This window comes from Candidatus Palauibacter sp. (assembly GCF_965208055.1).
Classification (GTDB): domain Bacteria; phylum Gemmatimonadota; class Gemmatimonadetes; order Palauibacterales; family Palauibacteraceae; genus Palauibacter.
Map to the genome: position 1 here is coordinate 3,308,641 of NZ_CBDBNY010000004.1, position 24,569 is coordinate 3,333,209.

19 protein-coding genes are annotated in these 24,569 nt (G+C 68.7%); 12 read left to right on the forward strand and 7 right to left on the reverse strand.

Annotated elements, in window-relative coordinates; translation table 11 throughout:
- Positions 1–78: 78 nt before the first annotated feature.
- The 5 genes from ACOGXI_RS14610 (at position 79) to ACOGXI_RS14630 (ending at position 8,459) form a co-directional block, all read left to right on the forward strand.
- Positions 79–1,236: an acetamidase/formamidase family protein gene (locus ACOGXI_RS14610; protein ID WP_419939549.1), complete on the forward strand. Its 1,158-nt coding sequence runs from the start codon at positions 79–81 to the stop codon at positions 1,234–1,236.
- A complete protein-coding gene (locus ACOGXI_RS14615; protein ID WP_419939550.1) occupies positions 1,233–3,932 on the forward strand; it encodes a DUF5916 domain-containing protein in 2,700 nt (899 codons plus the stop codon). Before ACOGXI_RS14610 ends, ACOGXI_RS14615 begins: the two co-directional genes overlap by 4 nt.
- A 121-nt stretch (positions 3,933–4,053) precedes the next feature.
- A complete protein-coding gene (locus ACOGXI_RS14620) occupies positions 4,054–6,849 on the forward strand; it encodes a hypothetical protein (RefSeq protein WP_419939551.1) in 2,796 nt (931 codons plus the stop codon).
- An 18-nt stretch (positions 6,850–6,867) separates the two neighbouring features.
- On the forward strand, positions 6,868–7,569 hold the full coding sequence (locus ACOGXI_RS14625) for an SDR family oxidoreductase (RefSeq protein WP_419939552.1): 702 nt from the start codon (positions 6,868–6,870) through the stop codon (positions 7,567–7,569).
- Entirely contained in the window at positions 7,566–8,459 is an 894-nt protein-coding gene (locus ACOGXI_RS14630; RefSeq protein ID WP_419939553.1) for a deoxyribonuclease IV, read from the forward strand. The genes ACOGXI_RS14625 and ACOGXI_RS14630 overlap by 4 nt, the downstream gene beginning before the upstream one ends.
- Positions 8,460–8,534: 75 nt before the next feature.
- On the opposite strand, the gene ACOGXI_RS14635 is transcribed toward ACOGXI_RS14630, so the two are convergent.
- Positions 8,535–11,117, reverse strand: coding sequence for a CehA/McbA family metallohydrolase (locus tag ACOGXI_RS14635; protein ID WP_419939554.1), 2,583 nt, complete (start codon positions 11,115–11,117; stop codon positions 8,535–8,537).
- Between the two features lie 148 nt (positions 11,118–11,265).
- On the opposite strand from ACOGXI_RS14635, the gene ACOGXI_RS14640 reads away from it, so the two are divergent.
- From ACOGXI_RS14640 to ACOGXI_RS14660, 5 genes are read left to right on the forward strand one after another with little or no spacing between them, the layout of a single operon-like run.
- Complete coding sequence (locus ACOGXI_RS14640) at positions 11,266–11,505, forward strand: type II toxin-antitoxin system Phd/YefM family antitoxin (RefSeq protein ID WP_419939555.1); 240 nt, start codon at positions 11,266–11,268, stop codon at positions 11,503–11,505.
- Positions 11,502–11,936, forward strand: a complete 435-nt coding sequence (locus tag ACOGXI_RS14645; protein WP_419939556.1) for a type II toxin-antitoxin system VapC family toxin — start codon at positions 11,502–11,504, stop codon at positions 11,934–11,936. Before ACOGXI_RS14640 ends, ACOGXI_RS14645 begins: the two co-directional genes overlap by 4 nt.
- Positions 11,933–13,624 (forward strand): N-acyl-D-amino-acid deacylase family protein, encoded by a 1,692-nt coding sequence (locus ACOGXI_RS14650; RefSeq protein ID WP_419939557.1) that lies wholly within the window; start codon positions 11,933–11,935, stop codon positions 13,622–13,624. The genes ACOGXI_RS14645 and ACOGXI_RS14650 overlap by 4 nt, the downstream gene beginning before the upstream one ends.
- Complete coding sequence (locus ACOGXI_RS14655; protein WP_419939558.1) at positions 13,621–15,309, forward strand: amidohydrolase; 1,689 nt, start codon at positions 13,621–13,623, stop codon at positions 15,307–15,309. Before ACOGXI_RS14650 ends, ACOGXI_RS14655 begins: the two co-directional genes overlap by 4 nt.
- The gene (locus ACOGXI_RS14660; RefSeq protein WP_419939559.1) at positions 15,306–17,453 is read left to right on the forward strand and encodes a CehA/McbA family metallohydrolase; all 2,148 of its coding nucleotides are present in this window, start codon (positions 15,306–15,308) and stop codon (positions 17,451–17,453) included. The genes ACOGXI_RS14655 and ACOGXI_RS14660 overlap by 4 nt, the downstream gene beginning before the upstream one ends.
- On the opposite strand, the gene ACOGXI_RS14665 is transcribed toward ACOGXI_RS14660, so the two are convergent.
- Both ACOGXI_RS14665 and ACOGXI_RS14670 read right to left on the reverse strand, forming a co-directional pair.
- On the reverse strand, positions 17,448–18,758 hold the full coding sequence (locus ACOGXI_RS14665) for a type II toxin-antitoxin system HipA family toxin (protein WP_419939560.1): 1,311 nt from the start codon (positions 18,756–18,758) through the stop codon (positions 17,448–17,450). The two genes, ACOGXI_RS14660 and ACOGXI_RS14665, sit on opposite strands and share 6 nt — an antisense overlap.
- Complete coding sequence (locus ACOGXI_RS14670) at positions 18,755–19,084, reverse strand: helix-turn-helix domain-containing protein (RefSeq protein WP_419939561.1); 330 nt, start codon at positions 19,082–19,084, stop codon at positions 18,755–18,757. The genes ACOGXI_RS14665 and ACOGXI_RS14670 overlap by 4 nt, the downstream gene beginning before the upstream one ends.
- Before the next feature lie 314 nt (positions 19,085–19,398).
- On the opposite strand from ACOGXI_RS14670, the gene ACOGXI_RS14675 reads away from it, so the two are divergent.
- Entirely contained in the window at positions 19,399–20,808 is a 1,410-nt protein-coding gene (locus ACOGXI_RS14675) for a CapA family protein (protein WP_419939562.1), read from the forward strand.
- Between the two features lie 42 nt (positions 20,809–20,850).
- On the opposite strand, the gene ACOGXI_RS14680 is transcribed toward ACOGXI_RS14675, so the two are convergent.
- Genes ACOGXI_RS14680 through nthA form a run of 4 tightly spaced genes read right to left on the reverse strand, consistent with a single transcriptional unit; the run spans position 20,851 to position 23,793 of the window.
- Positions 20,851–21,924, reverse strand: a complete 1,074-nt coding sequence (locus ACOGXI_RS14680) for a hypothetical protein (RefSeq protein ID WP_419939563.1) — start codon at positions 21,922–21,924, stop codon at positions 20,851–20,853.
- Positions 21,921–22,382: a nitrile hydratase accessory protein gene (locus ACOGXI_RS14685; RefSeq protein WP_419939564.1), complete on the reverse strand. Its 462-nt coding sequence runs from the start codon at positions 22,380–22,382 to the stop codon at positions 21,921–21,923. The genes ACOGXI_RS14680 and ACOGXI_RS14685 overlap by 4 nt, the downstream gene beginning before the upstream one ends.
- On the reverse strand, positions 22,382–23,035 hold the full coding sequence (gene nthB / locus ACOGXI_RS14690) for a nitrile hydratase subunit beta (protein ID WP_419939565.1): 654 nt from the start codon (positions 23,033–23,035) through the stop codon (positions 22,382–22,384). Before nthB ends, ACOGXI_RS14685 begins: the two co-directional genes overlap by 1 nt.
- Positions 23,032–23,793 carry a nitrile hydratase subunit alpha gene (gene nthA / locus ACOGXI_RS14695; protein WP_419939566.1) on the reverse strand — a complete coding sequence of 254 codons (762 nt, stop codon included), beginning with the start codon at positions 23,791–23,793 and terminating at the stop codon, positions 23,032–23,034. Before nthA ends, nthB begins: the two co-directional genes overlap by 4 nt.
- Before the next feature lie 264 nt (positions 23,794–24,057).
- Here nthA and ACOGXI_RS14700 point away from each other — a divergent pair, with 264 nt between their 5' ends.
- The gene (locus ACOGXI_RS14700; protein WP_419939567.1) at positions 24,058–24,567 is read left to right on the forward strand and encodes a thiamine pyrophosphate-binding protein; all 510 of its coding nucleotides are present in this window, start codon (positions 24,058–24,060) and stop codon (positions 24,565–24,567) included.
- The last annotated feature ends 2 nt before the right edge of the window (positions 24,568–24,569 follow it).

A 24,569-nucleotide genomic window follows, 5' to 3' on the forward strand; every position in this document is an offset into this window, starting at 1 on the left:
GGTTCCGTCCCGGATCGTTGCCTCCCGCAACGGGAAGATCCACTGTAAACGCTCACTCTCAGCGTGGGAGACCGTTCCATGTCGAGTCAAATGAAGGCGGGCCTGGTCGCGCTGGGCTGCACGCTCGCGCTGGGGTGCGCGCCCCCGACGTACGAAGACGCGGGCGACGGCGGGGCCGAGGCGATCGTGCCCGACCACGTCCTGCCGTCGCGGCCGGAGACGCTCAACTGGGGCTGGTATCCGATCGACAGGGAACCGGTGCTCCGCATCGCCTCCGGCGAAACCGTTCGGATCCAGACGCTGACCCACGTTGGGGCCACGCAGAACGAGGATCCGGTGGAGTTTCTGACCGGACTCGGCGTGCCCCGGGAGGAGATCCTCGAAGACGTGATCGACTTCTGGGCCTCGCGCGACGACCGTCCCCGCGAAGGCCGCAGCGGCCACGTCATCACGGGTCCGATCCACATCGACGGCGCGGAGCCGGGCGACATGCTCGAGATCCGGATCCTCGACATCGAGACGCGCGTCCCGTGGGGGGTGAACTCCACCAGCGGGCGGGGCGGGATCTTCTCCCCGAGCTACCCCGGCGCCGCCCCGGAGGACGAACCGCTCGACATCCCGGCCGGCCGGCACCTGATCCGGACGGGTGAAGTGGACGGGCGGGAGGTGGCCTTCTTCTCTCCGGAGATCCAGGTGCCGCTGGCGCCGTTCATGGGCATCCTCGCGGTCGCGCCCGATCCGGTCGTGGGAGAGCCGGGGGTGACGGTGGAAGGCGTCCAGGGCTCGCGACCTCCGGGGCCCTTCGGCGGCAACCTCGATGTGAAGGATCTCACCGCGGGGACCACGGTCTACCTCCCGGTCTTCCACCCGGGCGCTCTCTTCTACGCGGGGGATCCGCACGGGGCGCAGGGAGACGGCGAGGTGAGCGGGACCGCGATTGAACAGTCGCTGACGGGCGTGTTCCGCTTCGTCCTCCACAAGGGAGTGTCGATTCCCGCGCCGAGGGCCGAGACCGACACGCACTACCTCATCATGGGGATCGACCTGGATCTCAATCGTGCGGCGCGCGAAGCCGTCCGGCTCGTCGTCGAGTTCCTGACCGAGGAGAAGGGACTCGCGCCGGACAAGGCGCTGTCGCTGGCGAGCATCGCCGTCGACTTCCGCGTGAGCGAGGTCGTCGACCTCACGCAGGTCGTCACCGGGTTCATCCCGAAGAGCATCTTCCTCGAGGCGTGAAGACTCCACGAGTTGACGGGCGGTGGGGCCTTCCCCTCACCCGCCGGGTCGCCCTCGCGGGGGCTATCGCCGGCGGCCTGGGCGGCGTCGGTGGGGTCGGCGGCCCCGGGCCCTTCGGCCCCGACGAGTTGCGGGCGCAGGGGGTCGGCGTCGAGGACCGGCAGGAGATGCGGGCCACCCGCGACGCGGGCCGCACGCTGCGTCTCGACGGCTTCCTGGACGACGCGGTGTGGGAGGAGGCGGAGTTCGTCACTTCGTTCTGGCAGCGCGAGCCGGACGAAGGCCGGCCCGCCACGCGGCGCACGGAGGTCGCGTTCGCGTTCGACGATGAGGCGCTGTGGATCGCCGGGCGCATGTACACGGACGATCCCGACGGCATCCAGGCCTACCGCACCCGCCGCGACCAGAACACCGGCTCCGAGCGCCTGCTGGTCTCGCTCGATCCGTACCTGAACCAACGCACGGCCGTCTCCTTCGGCGTGAACGCGGCGGGCAGCCGCACGGACTGGTACCACCCCGAGGACAACGTGACGAACCGCGACTACACGTGGGACCCGGTGTGGTCGGCGCGCGTGCAGCGCGACTCGCTCGGCTGGACGGCCGAGATGCGCATGCCGTTCTCGCAACTGCGCTTCAACGGCGACGAGCCGGCGTGGGGCGTGAACATCAATCGCTACATGCCCGACATCCAGGAGAACCTCCTGTGGGAACTGGTGGTTCGGAGCGAACCGGGGTGGGCCTCGCGCCTCGGCGATCTGACCGGACTCGAGGGTGTGCGGGGGAGCCGGGGGATCGAGTTTCTCCCCTACGTGGCGGGCGATCTGCGAACTCCCACGAGTGGCCCGATGACGGGCGTGGTGACGCGGAGCGAATCCCGCGTGGGCGCGGACTTCAAGGTCGGTCTCGGTTCGAGCCTCACGCTCGACGCCGCCGTCAACCCCGACTTCGGGCAGGTCGAGGCGGACCCCGCGGTCGTGAACCTGACGGCGTTCGAGGAGGTCTTCGAGGAGCGCCGCCCGTTCTTCACGGAGGGCCGCCAACTCATGGAAGGGTTGGGTCCGCGCTACTTCTACTCGCGCCGCATCGGGGCGCCGCCACCGGGACGGGCCGCGGCCGACAGCGTGGTCGCGCCCGATCAGACCACGATTCTCGGGGCGGGGAAGATGACGGGCCGGCTCCCGGGCGGGACCTCCGTGGGCGCGCTCTTCGCCGTCACCGGTCGCGAGGATGCCCGGGCGTTCCACTTCACGCGGCGCGGGGCCGCGACGGACACGACCGAGAGCGCCGTCCCGGTCGCCCCCTCGAGCGCCTTCGCGGTGGCGAGACTCGAGCAGGAGTTCGGTGAGGAGGGGTCCACGCTCGGCTTCACGGGGACCACGCTCAGCCGCGAGGGCCGTCCCGAACTCGCCGCGCTCCTCCCGTGGCGCGCCTACGCCGGGGGCACGGACTGGAATCTGCGCTTCGGCGGGGGGGAGTACGAACTCACGGGCCACGCGGGCTTTTCCCATCTCAGCGGCAACCCCGAATCGATCCTGCGGGTACAGCGCTCGAGCGCGCGTTTCTTCCAGCGCCCGGACCGCGAGACCGCGCGGCTGGATCCCTCGCGCTCCGCGCTCTCCGGGTATACGGCGGCTCTCGGGATGGAGAAGGTGGGGGGGCGGCGCTGGCTGTGGCGCGCGCGAGGCGAAGCCATCTCGCCCGGCTTCGAGATCAACGACGTGGGCCAGATGTTCAACGCGGACCGGCTCACGGCCGAAGCCGATGTCGCGATCCGCGAGACCCTCCCGACCGCGTTCGCCCGCTCGTGGCGGGTCGGTCTCACCTCGGCGAGCGCGTGGAACTTCGACGGCGTGCGCACCGAGACGACGCTCGGGGCCGACGCCACCGCCACCTGGCACAACTATCTGCGCACGACGCTCAACGGCGAATACCAGCCTCGCGCGCTCAGCGACCACCTGACACGTGGCGGCCCGCTCATGGAGACGCTGGCCCGCTGGCACGCCGGGCTGACGCTCGCCACCGACCGCTCCTTCCGGACCGGCTTCCGCCTCATGGGATCCTACGGACAGGATGAAATCGGCGGATGGATGTACGACGTGAGCGGCTCGCTCACCCTCCGTCCGGCGACGGCGCTTCAGCTCGAGGTCGAACCCAGCTACCGGCGCGAAGCGGAATCGCGCCAGTACCTCACGACGCTGGCCGGCGGCCGGCGGGCCACGTTCGACCGGCGCTACATCTTCTCCACAATCGACCGCAGCACCCTCGCCCTGCGTCTCCGGGGCGCCTACGCCTTCGGCCCGGATCTCACGCTCGAGGCCTACTTCGAACCGTTCGCGGCGAGCGGACGCCGCCACGGCCTGGGTGAACTCCTCGAACCCGGCCAGCGGGACCTGCTCCTGTACGGCGAAATGGGGTCGAGGATCGAGCGCCGGAGCGACGGGTCGTGGGACGTGACCCAGGGCGGCCGGTCGTTTTCGCTCCCCGACGGGGACTTCAACATCCTCTCCCTGCGCAGCAACGTCGTCCTGCGCTGGGAGTGGCAGCCGGGCAGCACGCTCTTCCTCGTCTGGCAGCAGGATCGCTCCGACATGCGGAGTTCGGGCGAACTCGTGGACCCCGGCCGCCTCGTCGACAGCCTGCGCGCCCGAGGGCAACACGTGTTCCTGCTCAAGATCGCCTACTGGCTCCCGATTTGACGCCGTGAACCGCTTCCGGTAGTCCGCGGGCGCGCTGTCGTACCCACCCGTAGATCGCCATCTTGATGGACGTCACCGTACCCGAAGCGCACTCCCACCAACTATCCTCCAGGAGGTCACGATGTCACGGTCGCGGCGGTCCAATCGTGGCCCTCTCGTCGGTGACAGCCCCAGTCCCGGCGAGATCCACGCGCTCCCGGCGACCCTCGCCGCCCTGATCGCAGCTCCGAAACGGCTCAGCGCGCGGCGGCTCTGGAGGGCTCTCGAAGAGGGAGAGAAGTCGTCGGCCCTCAAGGAACATATTCTCGAGAGGGAGGCCCGTGACGCGCTCGTACAGAGCGTGGCGGAAGCCCGCAACTTCCGTACGAAGACGGTGCGAGGCTGGAACGACAACAAGATCGTGGAATGGGCCCTGCGCGTAACGCCGGATAATCCGCTCGCGCGGGAGCTGCTGAAGACGCTGCATATCGCCCGGCGCCGGGAAATGCTTGCGCAGTTTCTCGATAGGTTGGGCATCCCCAACGATGACGGCATTCGGCCAACGGATCCAGAGGACGAACGCCCGGGTTCCGGCCCGGCCGAGGCGGATGTGCACGCGGCGGCCGACGACCTCGCGCGCGAACACGGACTCCGCCGTGTCGTCGTGTACTTTCTCACCGCAGCGATTCTCGAAGAACCCTATACGGCCCACCTGATCGCCTGGTTGACGGCGCTTTCCCCGGACGCCGCGCCCCCCGATGTCGCCTCAAGCGACGGCGAGCCGACTCCCGCGCTGGACGATGAAGTGGAGGAGGACGAAGGAGATCCGGCCCGTCACCGCTCCTTCACGACTCTTGATCGACTGCTGATCGAGGCGATGGTTGACGCCAGACAAGACGTTGTCGGCAGCTTGGAGGAGGACGAAGTAGACGATGCCGTGGACGAGTTCGTGAATCTGAACCGATCGCGGCAACACTCATACTTCCATGTCGGACTTCGGGATGTCCTCTTCAAGGGCGGCGCATCGGCGGAACTCCCCGCCCCGAGCGAAGAAAGGATCCGGTGGTATTGGGCGGGCTCGATCATGGGGTGGGTGCGCTCCGAATCGTGGGCCGACATCGTGGCAGCCTACGAGGCACACGCATCCGTACGCAGCCTCGGCAACGGAGCGGACTTTGCGACCAGGGCTGCCGCCCCTCACGTGGTCCACGCTCTCGCGCGAGAGCGGCGCGGTGGAGAGGTGGCGGGTTTCGTGCAGGTTCGCGCCCTGCTTCGATTCCCTCAGCTGTTCAGAACGATGCTCGAGGTCGGGACGAACTCGCTGCGCCGCGGCGAGGAGAGTGATGCGCGCGCGATCTTCGACCGGCTCATGGAGGCCGTGCGAGCCTTGGAAGACGAAGGCCAGCCACCGGCTTACCGCCCCTTCCTGACCGTGCGGCGCCGTCGGGCGCACTGTCTGCAACGGGCACTCGAGCACGACCGTGCGCGGCGCGAACTCGAGGAACTGCTCGACCTCGAATTTGATCCAAACCACCGGGCGATGGTCCACGCGGACCTCGGCTTGCTCGCCGGGCGCTTCAACCGTTTGGAGGATGTGTCGCTGCCGGCGAGCCGCGACGGGCTCCAGGATTTCGCCGACCGCTTGAGCGAAGGAATCGAACATTTCGAGCGGTCTGTGGAAGGGGGCCACGATTACACGGCGCACGGACACTTCTGTCTCGGCGTCCTCGGCATGGCGCGACGTGCGCTTGATCGACACAGAGGCGGCTTCGGGGAGGTCGAGAACCACCTCCTCCGGGCTTGGAGCCGTTTCGGCGGACGCGCGAGAAGCTACGGGCAGGATCTTGTTGACCGGACGGCTCTCTACCTCGGGATTGCACGCGCCGCGCGGGCGCATTCGGCCGGTGATCTGTCACATGCGGCGGGCCTCATGGTCAACGCGCTCGACGCAGGAGCAGCGTTCCCCCCATATCTCATTGACGCCGTGGTGGATGGTCTGGATCTGGGTGCGCCGGAGGATCTGGCACGATTCGCCGGGGCGCTGCTGAGGGCCTCCGGCAGCGAGGCGCTCGATGTGCTCGCCCGGAGCGCGACTGCCGTAAACCAATGCCGGGAAGTCACCGACGCGCTTCGCGCGCGCGCCAAGGAACGAGGGGCCACGGCGGCGGCGGCGGTCGATCTCCGCGCCTGCTTGAACGGTTACCTTGAAACCGGCTGTTATGATGACGCCGAAGACGTGCTGGACCGCTTGGAAACGCTGGCGGTTCGCGAGATCGGCATCGCTGAATTCGAAGCGCTGCTCTCCGACGACGCCAGCTACCAGCCAGCATGGGAGCCGATGGACGCTAAGGTTGCCCGCGCCCGCTGCCTCGAATCCAGGGGCGACATCGCGGGAGTCTTCGGCCTGCTTGGCCCTTTGGTTCACCAGTATGTAACGGAGAACGATGTACACTCCGCGGCCGGCCTGCTCGGATACCTGCGGAGTATTGGGCTGCCGGACGACCATCTGACCGACCTGACGAGCCGAGTGGATGCCCGGCGGTCCGCACTCGTCGGCGGTTCGCGTGCCGACAGTCCCTCCCAACTCCGGCAGGCGCCCCCGTCGAAGGTGCGAGTGCTGTTTGTCGGCGGAGATGAGCGGCAGAAGAAGAGTTCGGGCGCCGTCAAGGACGCGGTGGCGAGTCGCTCAACCAACGTCCAGGTAACGTTCATCCACCCCGGGTGGAGCGGGAACTGGAGTCCGTGGCTGGAGAAGACCAGGGCCGAATTGGAGAGGCACGACGCCGTCGTCCTAATGCGCTTCATGCGAACCCAGCTGGGCCGACAGATCAGAAAACGCTGCGACGGGAAGCCTTGGCGCTTTTGCTGGGGTGCGGGAAGAAGGACAATGACGGACGCGATCCTCGAGGCGGCGGGCGCGGCGCGTGGCTTGGACTGAGACGAGATGAGGCCGGACATGACCGGCAGGGTTGCGCTCGTGACGGGCGGGACGAAGGGCATCGGACGCGCGATCGCGGAGCATCTGCTTGCCGCAGGCGCGTCGGTCGCCATCTGCGCGAGGACCGAGGCGGAGGTGCGGGCGGCCGAGGCTGAACTCGGCGGGCGCGCGCTGGGCGTCGTGTGCGATGTGGCGGACGCGGGCGCTTGCGAGCGCACGGTCGAGGAGACCGTGGCCCGTTTCGGCCGGCTCGATGTCCTCGTGAACAACGCGGGCCTCGGGATCTTCAAGCCGCTGCGGGAGATGAGCGTCGAGGAGTGGCGGCTCCAGATCGACGTCAACCTGGGCGGGGTCTTCTACTGCTCGAAGGCGGCGCTCCCGCACCTGAGCGCGAGCGGCGACGGCTTCATCGTGAACATCGCATCGCTCGCCAGCCGTCATCCCTTCCATGGCGGCACCGGGTACAACGCGAGCAAGTACGGCCTCCTGGGACTTACCGAAGCGATGCTGCTCGACGTGCGCTACGACGACGTACGGGTGAGCATCGTGATGCCCGGGAGCGTGGACACGTATTTCAACGGCCGGGAGCAGGTGTCGGAGCGGACTTGGCGCCTGCACGTGGACGACTGCGCCGCGGCGGTCATGCAGCTCCTCTCCTATCCGAAGGAAGCCCATGTGAGCCGCGTCGAACTTCGTCCGTCGCAACCGCCCCGCAAGTGACGACGGTGCCGGCGGGCCGCAGCGGAGCCCCGGCTGACGAACTCGGCGCCCACGTCTCGGTGGCGGGGGGTGTGCAGAACGCGCCGGGGCGGGCGGCGGAGATCGGGGCGGCCAACTTCCAGCTCTTCACCAAACAGCCGAACCGCTGGGCCGAGCCGAAGATCGATGACGAGACGGCGGCGGCGTTCAAGGCGGCACGCGCCGAGCACGGGATCGCCGTCGCCGGAGCCCACGACTCCTACCTGATCAATCTCTCCACACCGGACCGCCGGTTGTGGCGGATGTCGCAGCGCTCCTTCCAGAGCGAACTCGAGCGCTGCGCGCGCCTCGGCCTCGAGTTCCTGGTCACCCATCCCGGGAACGCCACGGACGGCGACATCGAGGAGGGGCTCACGCGCAACGCCCGGGGCGTGACCGAGTCGCTGGAGGCCGTGGAGGGCCCGACCCGCGTCCTCCTCGAACTCACCGCCGGTGCGGGGACGACGGTCGGGGCGAGCTTCGAGAACCTCCGCGCCATCCGTGATCGGATCCCGGAGTCGCAGAGGGACCGCGTGGGCGTCTGTCTCGACACGTGCCACGCCTACTCGGCCGGCTACGACCTGGTCGGCGACTACGACGGGGTATGGGAGGCGTTCGACAAAATCCTCGGACTCGAGCTGCTCGGACTCATCCACATGAACGACTCGAAGCACCCCTTCGACTCCCGCAAAGACCGCCATGAGGAGATCGGAGCGGGAAGCCTCGGCGAGGGCCCGTTCCGGCGGCTGATGCGGGATGCCCGCCTCCGTCACGTCCCCAAGATCCTGGAGACCCCCAAGGGTGGGGACGGCGCGGACGCGGACATCCGGAACCTCGCCCGCCTGCGGAGTTACCGCGAAGGGAGTCCGTGAAGATGTCCGATCCCGTGAAGGCCCGACGCCCGGCAGGGCCGCGAGCGGGATCTCGGCGTTGAAGAATCGCCGCCCTCAGCGGCCACCGGCGGCCTGGTCCCGGTAGAGCCCGAGGCCCTCCTCGAACGTCGCGATGACTTCGGCCTTGTGCGCGGGGTCGTCCCAGCGGTCCATCGAGTGGAGATCCTCGAGCGTCCGCTCGATCCAGCGCACGAAGAAGGCGGCGTCCTCCCGCGACCGGATCGGCTCGCCGTCGGCGATGACGAACACCGGGTTCGTGTGCGCGAACAGGTAGCTGTCCATGGCGCCGTGCTGTGCCGGCCCGAGGACTCGAGCGGCGATCCAGCCGCTCCCATCCATTGGCACGTCGATCTCCGCCTCCAGCGTTCGGCCGTCGCCGCTCGCCTCGACCGTGTGGATGATTTCGCCGTTCCGGATGATGTCGAGGCGCTCCATCTGGAACAGCGAACGCGCGGTAACCGCGACCGTCACGCTCTCGCCGCTTGAAACCGCGAGTTCCTCGCCCATCCCCATGCCGTCCACGTCGAGCGTCAGGAGGGGGCCGCTCGTCACGAAAGCGTGGCCGCCGGCCATGGCGTCGGCCCACTCGTCGTAGTCGAGTTCCTCTTCCCCCGTGTAGACGTAGGAGCGCGTGGTCCCCACGGCCGGATGCCGCCACATGTCCGTCATGGCGTCCGTCCCCGCCGTGGCCGGGATCCGCGAGCCGGTGTTGAGGAGGCGATACCAGATCGCGGCCGTCCCCAGTTCGTCGCTCCAGATGCAGGAGACATCCACGAAGTCGGCCAGCCCGAGGATCGCGTCGACGGGCAGTTCGCGCGCCCCGCCGGGCGCCGGGTCGGGCCCGCGGTGGCTGAGGCCGAACGGATGCACATAGCCGCCGATGCCGCCCTGCTCGTGCACCCGCCTGAGCACCGCCGCGTTGTCCGGGTAGAGTTCGCGGTAGGCCGTCCCCTCGTACCCGATGTAGAAGGGCGTGATGAGTTCCACGAGATTCAGCAGCGACATGTGGGCGAAGAAGTTCGGCCGGTACTCCTCGTTGTAATAGACGATCGTCCGCGGATCCGGGTGCGGGTGGGGGTGGCCGAGGAAATGTTCCAGATCCTCCACGCGACTGTTCGCCCAGTAGTTGGCGATCATCCCGTTCGCCACATTGAGGTCTTCCGCCAGCGCCTTGTTCCCGAGGTCGAGCGGCGTGACGAAGTAATGGCCGCCATAGTTCGGGTGAATGTGATTGTCGCCGGAGTACCAGCCCTCCGCGGCCATGTTGATCCAGCGCTCCAGCCGCACATCCACGTTCGTCCACTCGCCGGCCCGCACGTCAACGGTCTGCGCGACGGGTTCGTACTCGAATCCGCGCCACACCTCGAGTTGCGCCGTCCCGACCGGGAGGGTGACGGAGAAGCTCCCGTCCGTGTGGAAGTAGTAGTCCTCCGGCCCGCTCAGGACGCGGGGGAAGCTGCCGTCCGGGAAGTAGCTCCGCCCGTCCGAGGCCTCGAGGTAGATGCGGGAGGGGATCCGCCGCCCGCTCGCGTCGCTTACGCGCACCTGCACCTGGCCCGTCGGTTCGGACCACGCGTAGTCCTCGATCCGCACCGGAACCGGCTCGCCGCCCCCGCGCCCCGTCGTGTAGAGCCCGAACCCCATCCCGCCGTCCGTCGTCCGATCCTGGCCGTGGATGCCCCCGTTCCGCGCGTAGACGAGGCGCTCCCCATCGGGGGACCAGGACGGGAAATACTCGTCCGTCCGCGTGTGCGTGAGCCGAACCTGCTGGATTCCGGGGCTGGAACGGTCCTGCGCCGCGCCCGCCCGGTAGGTCGGGACCTGGTAGATGTCGTTGTTCCCCGACGCGTCCGTCACGTAGGCGACCGAGCCGCCGTGCGGGGCGACGACGGGCGAGGCCTGGTAGTTCGTCTCGATGCGGATGAGGAGTTCGGCCTCGCCGGTGTCCGCGCTCCAGCGCCACAGCGAGCCCGAGCCGAGCGCCGCCTCTCCGCGCTTGGAGACGAAGACGATATCGCCCGTATCCCCGATCCAGTCGCCGGCCATGTCGTTCGCCCCGGGGTGGGCGATGACGGACTCCATGGCTCCGGACCCCAGGTCGTACGCCCAGAGGTCGAACGTCCCGTCCCGTCCGGTCGTGAACAGGATCCTGGACCCGTCGGGAGAGAACCGCGGCCGCATGTCGATGGCGGGGTCTTCCGTCAGCCTCCGGGATTCTCCCGTCTCGAGGTCGAGCAGGAAGATGTCGAGGTTGAGGTCGACATCCGCGGCGTAGGCGATGTGGCGGCCGTCCGAAGACCAACTCGGCATGGAGTGGTATCCGGCCCCGGACGTGAGTTGACGGGCCACGCCCCCCTCGGCCGGGACCGCCCAGATCCGCCCCTGGTAGGCGAAGGCGATCGACGCGCCGTCGGGCGAAAACGCCGGATAGGTGGGAGACGCCGTGACGGGAGGCGGGAAGTAGCTCTCCATGTACATCTTCCCGGATCCGCCGATCCCGCTCATGGCCGGATACCCGCCCGGAAACGGCCCCGGATACCGATCCGCGTCCTGCCCGGACAGCGGAAGGGCGGCGGCCGCGCCGCCAACGAGCAAGGGGACTCCGAACAGTCGCAGGCGGTGCAGCGTCCGCGTCATTTGAACCTCCGTAGCGTCAAGCGGGGATCTGATCCTCGAAACAGTGGCCGGCAGGTGCCGTTGCCGCCAGACGATGGCCGACTCGACCTTGACGCACTGCGATCCGCAAGACTAGACTAGATGAAATAACTAGTTACACGAGATGGTTATGATTGAAGTCGGAACCTTCGAAGCGAAGACGCACCTGTCCTCCCTCCTCAAGAGAGTAGCGGACGGAGAAGAGGTGCTCATCACGAGGCGCGGCGTACCCGTAGCCCGGATCGTCTCGGCGGGGCATGCCACCGGGGCCGAAGTCGATCGGGCGATCGAGGAGTTGATCGCGCTCCGCGAGGGATTGCGACTGGACGGGTTGAGCTGGAAGGACCTGCGGGACGCTGGCCGCAGGTGAACCCGTTCGTTCCGGATTGCTCGATCGCCGCCGCATGGCTGTTCGAGGATGAGGCGGGGCCCGCTACGGATGCTCTTCTCCGCCGCCTTAAGCGTGACGGCGCCTTCGTGCCCAGCCTCTGGCGGTTGGAACTGGGTAACGTCCTCGCACAGGCGGAACGCTCCGAACGCACTGACGCGACGCGCATCGCACGCTGGATCGAGCGGTTGGAGAAGCTGCCCATCGTCGTCGACCCCGAAACCGGAAGCCGCGCGTTCAGGGAGATCCTGGGATTGGCTCGGCAGGAGCGCCTGACGACGTACGATGCAGCCTATCTGGAGCTCGCGATCCGAAAGGCAATCCCACTCGCGACTCTGGATCGCGCGTTAGCCCGAGCGGCGCGGCGCCGGGGTGTCGCGATCCTGCCTCGGAACGAACGGACTACGTCATGAACGCAGGGCGAGGGCGGGAGGTCTACGGCGCCATGGTGCTCGGCTTGGCGCTCATGGGATGTGGACGAGGCGATGTACCCGGCGGGCCGGAGCCGTTCGACGTGTTGATCGCGGACGCGCGGATCGTGGACGGGGCGGGGAACCCGTGGGTGCGCGGCGACATCGGCCTCCGCGGCGACCGGATCGCGGCGGTCGGCGACCTGGACGGTCACGCGGCGGCGCGCACGATCGACGCGGCGGACCGCGTGGTCACCCCCGGCTTCTTCGACATGATGGGCCAGTCGAGCGTCGTCCTCATCACGGATCCCCCGAGCGCCGAGAGCAAGCTCCGGCAGGGGATCACGACCTACCTCTCCGGGGAAGGCGGGTCGGCCGCGCCCCAGAGCGACGTCACGCAGCCCGAGGGTCCGGTCGTGAACGGCGAGGAACTGCGCTGGCGGACGTACGCGGAGTACTTCGCGCACGTCGAGCGCCTCGGCATCCCGATCAACGTGGTCCACGACGTGGGGCTCACCCAGGTGCGGCGCGTGGTTCTGGGCGAGGAGGATGTGCAGCCGACGCCCGAGCAGTTGGAGGAGATGAAGGCGCTCGTCCGGCAGGCGATGGAGGACGGCGCCGTCGGGACCTCGACCTCCCTCATCTATCCGCCCGCCGTGTACGCGACGACGGAGGAACTCGTCGAACTCACGCGCGTCGCGGGCGAGTACGGCGGCACGTACTTCACGCACATGCGCAACGAGTCGCACTCGGTGCTGGAGGCGATCCGGGAGGCGATCGAGATCGGCGTCCGTGCCGGCACCCCGGTCCACATCTACCACCTCAAGGCGGCGGGGCAGGAGAACTGGCCGCTGATGGCCGAGGCCCTCGCCCTCATCGACTCGGCGCGCGTGGCCGGGATCGACGTGACGGCGGACATCTATCCCTACATCCGCAACGGGATCGGTCTCGGCTCCTTCCTTCATCCGCGGCACTACGCGGACGGCACGGCGCCCTTCCTGGAGACCCTGGCCGACCCCGCGGTGCGGGCCGAACTCCGCCGCGAGGTAGAGACGACATCAGACTGGGAGAACTGGTACCGCCACGTGGGGATGGACTGGGACAAGGTCCTCATCGTCTCCGCCCCGGACGACGTGGACGAGCGGGTGATCAACCGCTCAATCGCCGAGGCTGCGGACATCCTCGGGACGGAGGAATGGGATGCGTTCTTCGATCTCGTGCAGGCCGGCGGCGTGAGCGTGAACCCGCAGAGCATGAACGAGGAGCAGAAACGGCAGGCGCTCCGGGCGGAGTTCGTGATGATCGACACCGACGCTTCGCCCACGAATCCGGCCACGACGGCGAGTGCGCATCCGAGGGCGTTCGGGGCCTTCCCGCGCGTCATCGCGAAGTACGTGAGAGAGGACGGGATCCTGAGTCTGGAGGACGCGGTGCGCCGCATGACGTCGCTCGCCGCCCGTCGGCTGGGGCTGGCGGACAGAGGCCTGATCGCGCCGGGGATGGCGGCGGATCTCGTGCTCTTCGATCCGGACGAGGTGCGGGACATGGCCCGGTTCGGGGACGCAATGCGCTATGCGGAGGGGATGGATTATGTGTTCGTGAACGGCGTGCCGGTGATCGATGACGGCGCGCTGACGGAGGCGCAGCCCGGCAGGCTCCTGCGCCGGGAGACGGGAGCGGGGCCGCGATGACGGAGATCGGGGCTTCACGGACCGTCGCCGTGCTGGCGGCGCTGTGCGTCGCGGGGCTGGGGCTTACGGCCTGCGGGGCGCCCCCGCGGGAGGCGGCGGATCTCGTGTTCGTGGACGGAGACGTGCTCACGCTCGGGGCGCCGGGGGTGGTGGAGGCGCTGGCGGTGAGCGGCGGCCGGGTGCTGGCGGTGGGGACTTCGGAGGAGATTCGCGGGTTGGCCGGACCCGACACGCGCGTCGTGGAGTTGAACGGACGCACCGTGATCCCGGGGCTCACCGACAACCACTACCACGGGATCGGGGGCGGGCCCGGCGTCGACCTGACACGCGCGCGATCGATGGCGGAAGTGATCGACGCGATCGCCGCCTTCGCGCTGGAGACGGCCCCCGGGGAGTTGATCGTCACGAACCGCGACTGGCACGAAGGGCAACTCGCCGAGCACCGCCTCCCCTACCGTGACGATCTCGACGGCCCGGCGCCCGGGCAGCCGGTCGTCGTCGTCCGCGGCGGGCACGAATACGTGCTGAACAGCGCGGCGCTCGCCCGCTGGGGCATCGACGAATCGACGCCGGAGGTACCGGGCGGTCGCATCGGACGCTATCCGGACGGGCGGCTGAACGGCGAACTCGTCGACCGCGCCAAGGACCTCGTGACGCTGCCCCAAGCCGCGCCGCCCGACCCGGAGGCCGTCCTCGATGCGCTGGCCGAGGAGTACGCCGCGCTCAACGCCCGCGGCCTGACGAGCATCCGCTACCCGGGCGGCCCCCCCGAGCAGTACCGGGCCATCGAGCGGCTCCGGGACGAGGGCCGGCTCACCCTGCGCGTGAATTACGTTCTCCGCGCCCCCCGAGGCGCCGGAGCGCCGCCGCTCGCCGACGCGCTCGCGGCGTGGCCCGCCATGGGCGAGGGCAACGACTGGCTTCGCGTCGGCGGCGTGAAGCTCGGCGTGGACGGCGGCTTCGAGGGCGGCCTCATGCGCGAGCCGTACGAGGAGCCGTGGGGCGAGGGCGGCACCTTCCACGGCCTGCAGACCGTGCCCACCGAGCGCTACATCGAGACCGTCCGCGAACTTCACCGGCAGGGTTGGCGCGTGGCGACGCACGCGGTGGGCGACGCGGCCATCGACCTCGTCCTCGACGGCTACGAGGCCGCGAACGCCGATGCCCCGATCGACGGCCTGCGCTGGGTCATCGAACACGGCTTCATTGCGCGCGAGGACCACTTCCCGCGCATGCGGGCGCTCGGCCTCTCCGTGACGGCGCAGAACCACCTCTACGTGGCGGCGCCGAGTCTCGTGAAGTACTGGGGCGAGGAGCGCGCGGCCCGGACCACCCCCGTGCGCGCCTATCTGGACGCCGGGATCCCGGTGTCGCTGGGGACGGATTCCCCCGTCATCCCCTGGGACCCGTGGTGGATGCTGCACCACTTCACCACGCGCGGCACGATCAGCGCCGGCGTGCTGGATCCGGCCCAGGCGATCGCCCGCGAGGAGGCGTTGCGCGCGGTGACAAGCGGGTACGCGCATCTCACCTTCGAAGAGGAAGAGAAGGGGACGCTCGAGGTCGGCATGGCCGCCGACCTCGTCGTGACGGCCGAGCACGTGCTGGAATGTGAGGACCCATGTCTGGAATCGATGGAGGTCGATCTCACCGTGGTCGACGGCCGGGTCGTATACGAGCGGTGACCCCCCGCGTCAGTCGGACTTGCGTTCTCACCGGCGCTGTCCTCCTGGGCTCGGGGGCGCTGGGTCCGCTGGGGGAGGCCTCGCCACCGGCCGCGCACGGCAGCGAGGCCCGCTTCGTGGTCGAACTCGAGTGGCCGCGCGAGAACATCGCCCGCACGCTGGGCGTCGCCCGCTCGGAACTCGGCATGTACGGCCGCGGCAACCCGTTCCAGACGCGCGACATCGGCGACCGCACGTGCGTCGTGGGCCCCCTCTTCGCGCTCGACATCGACGACGAGTTCGCGTTCGACATCGATGAGCCCGTCGACCTCGTGGTCACCTACGCTCCGGAACTCACGGGGCCGTTCAGCGTCGGGTTCAACGACAACGGCGGCGACGGCATCGGCGCCTCGGCAACCATCGAACCCGAGTCCGGCTCCGGATCAGGCCCCGCGCCCGGCTCTGCGCTCGCCACGGCCCGGGTGACGCTCGAGCGCGCCCGCTTCGCCGCGCACGGAATCCGCGACACGGACCTCGCCATCGGCGGCCCGGAGGGGATCGCCCTGTGCGACATCGAGGTCGAGCGCAGCCACGCCACGCCCGTCCCGGCCGCCCATGGCATGCTGCGCCTCACGGTTGAGGATGCGGCGAGCGGGCGTTCCGTCCCCGCCCGGTTCGGTCTCTACGACGAGACCGGCCGCGCTCCGCTCCCCTCCGAGCGATCCGTGCTCGTGCACAGGTTCGTGGACGAGGTGCGACTCCTGTGGGTGAACCCGCGCACGTGGTGGCCCTCCGAGCACCGGCTCGCCTTCTACGTCGATGGGGAGTACGAGGCCCGCCTCCCGGTCGGGAGCTACGAACTCGTCGCCACACGGGGCCCCGAATACCGCGGCTACCAGCGGACCGTGGAAGTGCGCGCGGATGAGACGACGGATCTCACCGTCTCCCTCGAGCGCTACGCGGACCTCCCCGCCGAGGGCTGGTACTCCGGCGACTCCCACGTCCACATCGCGCGCGACCATACGGAGGACGACGCCGTGTGGGCGCAGGTCGCCGCCGAGGACATCCACGTCGCGAACCTGCTCGAGATGGGAAACATCGCCGTCACCCACTTCAAGCAGCCGGCGTGGGGAGAGGCCGGACAATACGTGCGCGAGGGCCACGCGCTCGTGTCCGGGCAGGAGGACCCGCGCACCGTCCAGCGCGGCCACACGATCCACCACAACCTGCAGCGCCCCATCCGCCAGGATCCCGAGTCCTACTTCCTCTACCACCGGGTGTTCGAAGAGTCGCACGCCCAGGGCGGGATCTCCGGCTACGCGCACATGGGCCAACTCTTCAACGGGGAACGGGGACTCGCGCTCGACGTGCCGTTCGACCTCGTCGACTTCATCGAGGTCCTGCAGGGCGGGCGCCTGTACGACGACATCTGGTACAGCTTCCTGAACCTCGGCTTCAACGTCCGTCCGATCGCGGGCGCCGACTATCCCTACTTCGGGCCCACGCTGCCGGGGGTCGAGCGCACGTATGTGAAGCTGGACGGGCCGTTCACCCCCAGCGAGTGGTACAACGCCTACCGCTCGGGCCACACCTACGTGAGCAACGGGCCCTTCATCGAGTTCCGGGTGGACGGCCGGGAGATGGGCTCCGAGCTTCGCGTCGCGCGCGGGGAGAGCCTCGAAATCGTGGCCGAGGCGTCGCTCAACCCCGATATCGACCGGCTGAACCGGCTGGAACTCGTCGTGCACGGGGAGGTTGTGGCCACCGCGACCCAAACGTTGGCGGACGGCGACCGGCTGCGGCTCGCCACGGAGATCGAGGCGGATGAGAGCCTGTGGGTCGCCGTGCGCGCCTACGGCGACCGGGACGGGGAGCGCGACATGACCGTCGCGCACAGCGCCCCGGTGTTCGTGATCGTGGACGACGAGCCGTGGTGGAAGCTGGAGGCGGTGCCGGAACTCGTCGCCCGCCACCGGGCCAAGCTCCAGGAACTGCTCACCGCGCCGATCGAGCCCGCGGGCGATCTCGAGTACTGGGAAACGACCCGCCTCCTCGAGGAGGAATGGGAACAGCAGCGCCTCCGCCTCGAACCGCGCGTGCAGGAGGCCGACGCCCGCTACCAGGCCCTCCTCGACCGCGCCGCCGCGACCGCCACCTCGTCATGAGCGGCTGACGCCGATCTTCCCCTCGAAGCGGTCGTCGAGGAACGTCGCCATGTCCTCCGGGACGCCCGCCGCGTCGGCGTACGCGGACCAGGCATCCAGCGCCCCCACCACCTGGTCGATGATGTGGCTTCCCTCCGCGGGCACATCGAACGTGCCTCCGATCCTCAACAGGTCCGCTCGCCTGATGCGGCGGAAGCGGCCGTTCACCGACATCTGGTGCTGCCGCGTCCACGCGTCGTTCTCGGCATACGTCAGGTCGTAGGCGGGCGCGAGGCGCCAGCGGCCGATGCGATCCATGAGAAACGCGAAGTTCTTGACGTGGTCATCGAAATTGACCGTCGCCACGTTGAACACCATGCGCCGGAATGCCTCGTTCACCGACTCCTGTCCCAGTCCGAGGGCGCGGATCGTGTCGAACCAACGCTCATAGCTGAACACGAACTGATCGTTGAAGTCGACATGCTGGAGGCCGCCGAGACTGTGCAGGTGGAGCCGCTGGAAGGCGGCGTCCCCGGCGAGTGGGCGGTCGAACCGTCGCGTCATGAAATGCGCCAGATCGCCGTCCCGGAGCAGATGGGTCTCCGCCATCTCGATCCCGGCGTCTCGCGCCATGCGGGAGTAGGCGTATTCGATGCGGCCCCAGGGACCGGGATGGCGGAGGGCGCGCATGTCCAACCCCGACGCGTCGCGGCTCACGCCGTCGAACTTGATGAGCCAGAGTTCCTCGCCCGCTTCCGCGCGGGCGAACCCCGAGCGCACGCGCTCCGTCGCGCGATCCCAGAGGATCAGCGCCTTGGGCCGGGCGCCGCCCGCGCTTCCTCCCACCTGCATCATCTCCGGCACCGCGACCGAGACATCGCCCTCGATGACGCGCCGGGCCTGCTGGACGAGCGCCCGGACCTCCAGCGCCTCTTCCGTGCCGCGGCCGGGGTCGTGCGGGGGACGGAACTCCAGCGCGCCCATCGCGCGATCTCCCATGTAGAGCAGCCGCTGAAGCGGCGACAGCGCATCTCCCGGGCGTCCCAGTGCGTCGAAGTAGCGTTGGATCACGGCGTTGCCGAACCGGTCCGGCAGCGCGTCGGCGAATATGCCTGGAAGCCCGAGGAAGGCGGGCCGGCGGGCGAGTTCGGGGAAGGAGACCGGCCCGGAACGAGCCAGCGGCAGGTGTATCGGGGAGATTTCGAGTCCTGAGTCCGTGAATCCGGGATCGTATTCGAACGTAATCGGGCCGCCCCGCCCGGACTCGAGGAGGATGCCGACCTCGTGGCCCCATAACCGCACGCGGACCGTCGTGTATCCGTTCACGACCCCGGACCCAACGGTGGGACCCGTCGTGACGCGCGTTGGCGCGGCTTGCCTCTCAACTGTTCGATTTCGTAAGGGGAAGGTTCGGGAAGCGGGATCAGGGCCTCGAACGCCTGGAGTCGCCCAAGGCCACGCATGACTCGCACGAGCGTTTCGGTGCCCACGCTGTGCCCGGCCTCCACCCGGTCGATGGTGCGGGCGCCCACGCCGGCGCGGGCCGCGAGATCTTTCACGCGCAGGTTCTGGCGCAGGCGCAGCGTCTTCAGCCGCGCGCCCAGTTCCCGCAACACATCCGGTGTACGACTTGTGGCGACGATCGCTCCCATCTCCCGGCTCTCCTGTCCGTTCCGCCGCGGTCCCTCCCGCTGTGACGATCCACGATCCGACGAAACGTAAACACGAGGGTGCAGTGCGTCCATAGCGCCATATGTGGCGCTAAAAAGCTCTTTGTGCGGTACTACACGCCATATACGACGTAATAAAACAGTCCGATCAATTCACTTCTGATCCCGGGCTCGCGCCCGCGCGGGGGTGCTTGTCCGGCCGGTGCTCATGTCGGTACTCATGCGCGCGCGGTGATCCTCTCCGTACGTTGCCCAAAGCAGGATGATCGGCCCCGGCACGTCACCAGGAGGACCCCATGCGCCGTCCCACTGTTCTCGCTCTCTGCTTCGTCTTGTCCCTCACCGCCCTGGCGCCCGCCGTCGGGTCCGACACCCATGGGCAGAGTCGTTCGCCCATCGACGCCGAGACTCGCTGGACGCTGGCCGCGGTGGGGGACGTGATCATGAACCGGCGCACGGCGCCGTTCGATCACCCCGGCGATCCCGGCTTCCACGACCTCGCCAACATCATCCGCGCGACCGATGCCGCGTTCCTGAACCTCGAGCAGTCGGTCTTCCGCCTGCAGGAGTTCACGGGCTGGCCGGCGGCGGAGAACGGCGGGAACTACGAGGTGGGTTCGCCCGAGACGCTGAAAGACCTCGTGGACATGGGGTTCAACCTCTACAACCGGGCGAACAACCACTCGACGGACTACGGGGTCGAGGGCATGCGCCTCACGAACCGGCTGATGGACGATTGGGGCCTCATCCACTCGGGGACCGGCGAGAACCTGGGCTGGGCGAGTCGCCCCGGATACCTGGAGACTGCGAAGGGGCGGATCGCGCTCATCGGGATGGCGTCCACCTTCACACCCATGTCGCGCGCGGGCCGGACCGGGCCCACCGTGCAGGGACGCCCGGGGCTGAACCCGCTGCGGTTGAGCACGCGCTACGAGGGGTCGCCGGAGACGATGGCCGCGCTGCGGGAGGTGGCCGGGCGGCAGGGCGCGAACGTGTCGGAGGACCCGGACGCGCCGGTCCGCGTGTTCGGTTCCACGGTGTTCCCGGGCGACGAGGACCGCGCCACCGTGTCTCTCAACGACGTGGACCGCGAGCGCGTACTGCACGAGGTGCGAAACGCCACGGACCAGGCCGACTACGTCGTCGTGAACAGCCATTCGCACGAGCCCGGCAACGCCTTCGTGACGGCGCCCGCGTGGATGGAGGAGTTCGCTCGGCAGACGATCGACGCGGGGGCGAACACGTTCATCATCCACGGGCCGCACCAGCTCCGCGGAGTGGAGATCTACAGGGGACGGCCGATCTTCTACTCGCTCGCGAACTTCATCTTCCAGAACGAGACGATCGATCCCATGCCCTCCGACCAGCGCGACCGCTACGGGATCCCGCTCGACCGGCTCGCGTCCGAGATTTACGACACGCGCTTCCAGGTGGACGAGGACGGGAACCCGACGACCGGCTTCCCCACGGGGGCGGAGTGGTACGAAAGCGTGGTCCCGGTGGCGACCTTCGAGGGCGACGAGGTGGTCGAGATCGTGTTCCATCCGATCGAACTCGAATGGAAGGCGCCGCGGGGACGGCGGGGGACGCCGCGCATCGCGCCGGAGGAGCTGGGCCGAAAGATCATCGAGCATCTGGCCGAGCTGTCACGCCCGTACGGCACCGAGATCGTCTACGAGAACGGGGTGGGCGTCTGGCGACGGTAGCGTTTGCCCCGAGCCTCGGACTTCGGAGCTACGCGCCGACGGCTAACGTGTGCAGATTCGGCGGGATACCTCGGTGTCAAGGCGCAACCGCAGGACGTAGTCAATGTCCAGAGCATCGAACGCGACGAGGTGGATGACACCCCCGGCACCGACCTCGGTCACCGAGACGGCATGGGGTACGGACACGGGTCCGAGGTGCACGCCGCAGTTGTCCATCACGTCCCACGTCGATTCCGGATCATCGCCTGCTCGCCGAGCCAGAATCCAGCCTTCGGGCGAGATGTCCAGTTCCGCCGGTCGCCTCCGCGGGATGTCGATGGTCCGGAGCGTATCGCCCGCGATGGTCAGTTCATGCAGCCGGGGCTGATTCAGGTCGGCCAGCCAGACCGTACCCTCGGGCGAGATCGACCAGGCGACATGATCGCGCTCCGGTCGCATGAGAGTCATAGTCACGGTCCCCCTAAACCGTCCGCTTCCTGTTCGTCGGGTCTGCGGTGGACCCTCCTGTACCGTGGTGCGCGCATCAAGACGCAGCGTGTCTCCCGATAGGGCATAATCCGGGTTGACCGAGCCGCGTGCGACGAAGCTGTGGGTTGAATCGCCGTGCGGCCTGTACTGTTGTTCGTACACCAGACCCTGACGGTCGACAGCCACGACCACCGTCGCCGGGCGATCCAGAAAGCGCGAGAAGTTCGGCACTCGCGTATCTCGCGCCCGCTCCACACCGAGCGAGTCCAGCACCGAGAGAAACACGCTGTCATCGATCCACAGCAGACCGCGCGCTTCGTCCCAGGTCACCCGGCCAGGGAATTGCCTTCGGTGCCGCCTCTCGCCCGGGCCGTCGCCCTCGGGTGCGAGCTGACGGATGAAACGGCCAGCGCGGTCGAACAGGCGCACGTCCTGCCAACCGGGATCGAGTACGTAGATGCGACCGGCCGAGTCGACCGCGAGATCGTGGATCTCGGCGAAGACATCGGGCCCCGACCCGTCGACGCGGCCGATCCGGAGTTCCTGGACGAAACGGAGTTCGGCGGGCTGGGCGGAAGCGAAAGTTGCCCAGCCCACCGGAGCGAGCGCCACGAGGGCGACACGAAACACCGCACGGAAACGGCTCACAGCCGGTCGGTCCGGTCCTCCGCCAAAGCCTGGGATATGTTCGTCGGCAGCTCAGCGGGCGGGTCTTCGAGAACGCGGTGGAGCTCGACGGGCTGGCCGTGGGGGGTGTGGCGGTAGGCGTCCGCCCACGCCTCCTTGCAGTCCTCGAGGGCCGCGGAGGAGCTCAACCGGCGGTCCACGACGAGCCGTTCGAGGGCGGCGACCCAGTGGTGGTAGTACCGGGTCCCGTCGTCCGGTTCGCCGCGCGCCTCGGCCGCCGCGAGTTCGTCGGCGAGCGTCCCGGCCCACTCCTTCCAGGTGAAGTAGCCCTCCTCGGAGAGCCTCACCGCAAGCGCGAAGGCCTGCGCCTGCCACGGCGCCTCGAACACCGGCCCGTCCTCGTCGGCGGGCAGCGGAGGGAGCGCCGCGAGACGTTCGGAGTCGACCCGTTCGGCGCCGGCCCGTCCCGCGGCGGCCATCACGCCGGCTCCAGGTAGTCTTCCCACAGGTCGACGTACACCGCGTCACGCGCGGCGGCCCGCTCGCCCCACAGTTCCCGCCCCTCGAAGCGCACCGAGTACACGTGCTGCGGACGGTCGAGGGCGCGTCGCCCGTCCTCATCGGTATCCTGCAGCGCGTACACACCGTGGTCCTCGACCACCGTCCCCTCACGCCCGCGCACATAGCGCGGCTGCCGGGTGTGGCCTCGCGGGTGGAGGTTGCGGGCGCGCACCCGGTCGCTCGGTCCGAAGCGCGCGGGCAGATCCATGTCGAGGAGTCCGGCCCCCAGCGAACCGGTGTTCGACCCGGGGAGAAGCTCCGGCCGCGGCCCGTCGGGATCCGGGTACCCCGTCTCCAGTTCCGTCTCGGAGATGAGGCCGCTCACGAGCAGCCGGGTCGTCATCATCCGGAACCAGCGCTCGTAATAGGACAAGCTGAGGTACTCGACCGGCGGGATGCTCTCGAGCGTGAAGCGGAAGGAAGGCCAATCACGCCCCCGACCCCATGGACCGACGGCCCTCGTCAGAGCGTAGACACGTCCCTCCCAGCGGTGGTGGAAGACGGGTTCGTTCTCCTCGGGCTCGACCGGGCCGAAGCCGTCCATGCCGCCCATGTCGTGGATCGTGTTCACGCGTCGTCTCCCGGGTTGCTTCCAGACGGCGCCTCGATCCGGGCCACGCCGATCATCGAGTCCCGGCTGACGATCTCCGCCAGGTCCTCTTCGGTCATGTCCTCGGTGCCCGCGGGCCGCTCGGGGAGCACGAGGTAGCGGATCTCCGCGGTGCTGTCCCAGACGCGGATCTCGACGTCCTCGGGCACGTTGAGGCCGAATTCGCTCAGGACTTCGCGCGGTTCGATGACCGCCCGGGCGCGGTATGCGGAGGACTTGTACCAGACGGGCGGAAGGCCCAGCGTCGGCCACGGATAGCAGGAACAGAGGGTGCACACGACCAGGTTGTGCACTCGGGGCGTGTTCTCGACCACCTTCATGTGCTCGCCCTGTCCGCCCAGGTAGCCGAGTTCGCCGATCGCGGCGGTCCCATCCGCGAGGAGGCGCTCCCGGTAGGCGGGATCCACCCAGGCGCGCGCGACGACCTCCGCTCCGTTCCGGGGACCGACCCGGTTCTCGTAGGTGTCGACGATCCCGTCCAGCGCCGCCGAGTCCACCATCCCCTTCTCCACGAGGACGGACTCCAGCGCCCGCACCCGGAGGGCGATGTCCGGCGGCACGTCCTGGTGATCGTGATCGTGGCCGTGCTCGTGACTGTGGTCGTGAGACTCGGTCTGGTCCGCCATCAGCTTCCCCGGGGCGGCGAATGCGGCCGCACCCACCGCCGCGTCCTTGATGAACCCGCGCCGGTCGACCGGCCGCCCTTCCGATTCGTCCATGGGCTCCCCATTGCACGGTGAGGCACGATTGTCAGCGTTCATGGTGACCACGCGCCGCTGGACCACGCAACCGGCCCGCTACGGCGAGGCTGGCGGAACAGGCCGTCACACCGGTGTCCCCGGCCGTCAATCCGGCCCGGGGCTACCTTGGAAACCGCGTCTGATCGTTATTCGAGTGGCGTCCGATCGTTACTGAGGCCTCGGCCAATCGTTATACGAGGGGTGGGATTGCGCCATCCGGGTCCTCGTACGCACCCTTCGCGCATGACCGTCTCCTACGAGAATTCGAAGGCCGTCTTCGACGGGATCAAGGCCGCCGGCATCCGCAGCATCTCGGCCCTTCCCGAGACCTGGCTCGGTCTCCTCCTGCAGCGGGCGGAGGACGATCCCGAGGTCGACCTCATCCAGGTCGCCAAGGAGGAGGAGGCGGTCGGAATCGCGGCCGGGGCGTACTTCGCCGGCGAACCGCACATCCTGCTCATGCAGAACCACGGCTTCTTCGGGGCGATGAACGGAATCATCTCCCTTGCCCAACTCTACTCCGTGCCGCTCTGCATGCTCATCGCGGTCCGGGGCCACTGGGGCGAGCCGTATCCGTGGCACACTCGTGGCGGGATCGTGACGGAGGGTTTGCTTCGGGCGCTCAACATCCCCTACCACCACGCGAGAGATCCGGCGCTCGTCGCGAAGGAAATCGCCGAGGCGTACACGCTTTCGCAGAGTTCGCTCTCGCCGGTCGCGCTGCTCCTCACGCGCGATCTCATGGAAGTCTGAAG

What these genes read in the sequence shown, in the direction of transcription:
- ACOGXI_RS14610 (WP_419939549.1), top strand. Translation starts at nt 79, where the DNA reads ATGTCGAGTCAAATGAAGGCGGGCCTGGTCGCGCTGGGCTGCACGCTC.
- ACOGXI_RS14620 (WP_419939551.1), top strand. Translation starts at nt 4,054, where the DNA reads ATGTCACGGTCGCGGCGGTCCAATCGTGGCCCTCTCGTCGGTGACAGC.
- ACOGXI_RS14625 (WP_419939552.1), top strand. Translation starts at nt 6,868, where the DNA reads ATGACCGGCAGGGTTGCGCTCGTGACGGGCGGGACGAAGGGCATCGGA.
- ACOGXI_RS14635 (WP_419939554.1), bottom strand. Translation starts at nt 11,117, where the DNA reads ATGACGCGGACGCTGCACCGCCTGCGACTGTTCGGAGTCCCCTTGCTC.
- ACOGXI_RS14640 (WP_419939555.1), top strand. Translation starts at nt 11,266, where the DNA reads ATGATTGAAGTCGGAACCTTCGAAGCGAAGACGCACCTGTCCTCCCTC.
- ACOGXI_RS14650 (WP_419939557.1), top strand. Translation starts at nt 11,933, where the DNA reads ATGAACGCAGGGCGAGGGCGGGAGGTCTACGGCGCCATGGTGCTCGGC.
- ACOGXI_RS14655 (WP_419939558.1), top strand. Translation starts at nt 13,621, where the DNA reads ATGACGGAGATCGGGGCTTCACGGACCGTCGCCGTGCTGGCGGCGCTG.
- ACOGXI_RS14670 (WP_419939561.1), bottom strand. Translation starts at nt 19,084, where the DNA reads ATGGGAGCGATCGTCGCCACAAGTCGTACACCGGATGTGTTGCGGGAA.
- ACOGXI_RS14675 (WP_419939562.1), top strand. Translation starts at nt 19,399, where the DNA reads ATGCGCCGTCCCACTGTTCTCGCTCTCTGCTTCGTCTTGTCCCTCACC.
- ACOGXI_RS14685 (WP_419939564.1), bottom strand. Translation starts at nt 22,382, where the DNA reads ATGGCCGCCGCGGGACGGGCCGGCGCCGAACGGGTCGACTCCGAACGT.
- nthA (WP_419939566.1), bottom strand. Translation starts at nt 23,793, where the DNA reads ATGGACGAATCGGAAGGGCGGCCGGTCGACCGGCGCGGGTTCATCAAG.
- ACOGXI_RS14700 (WP_419939567.1), top strand. Translation starts at nt 24,058, where the DNA reads ATGACCGTCTCCTACGAGAATTCGAAGGCCGTCTTCGACGGGATCAAG.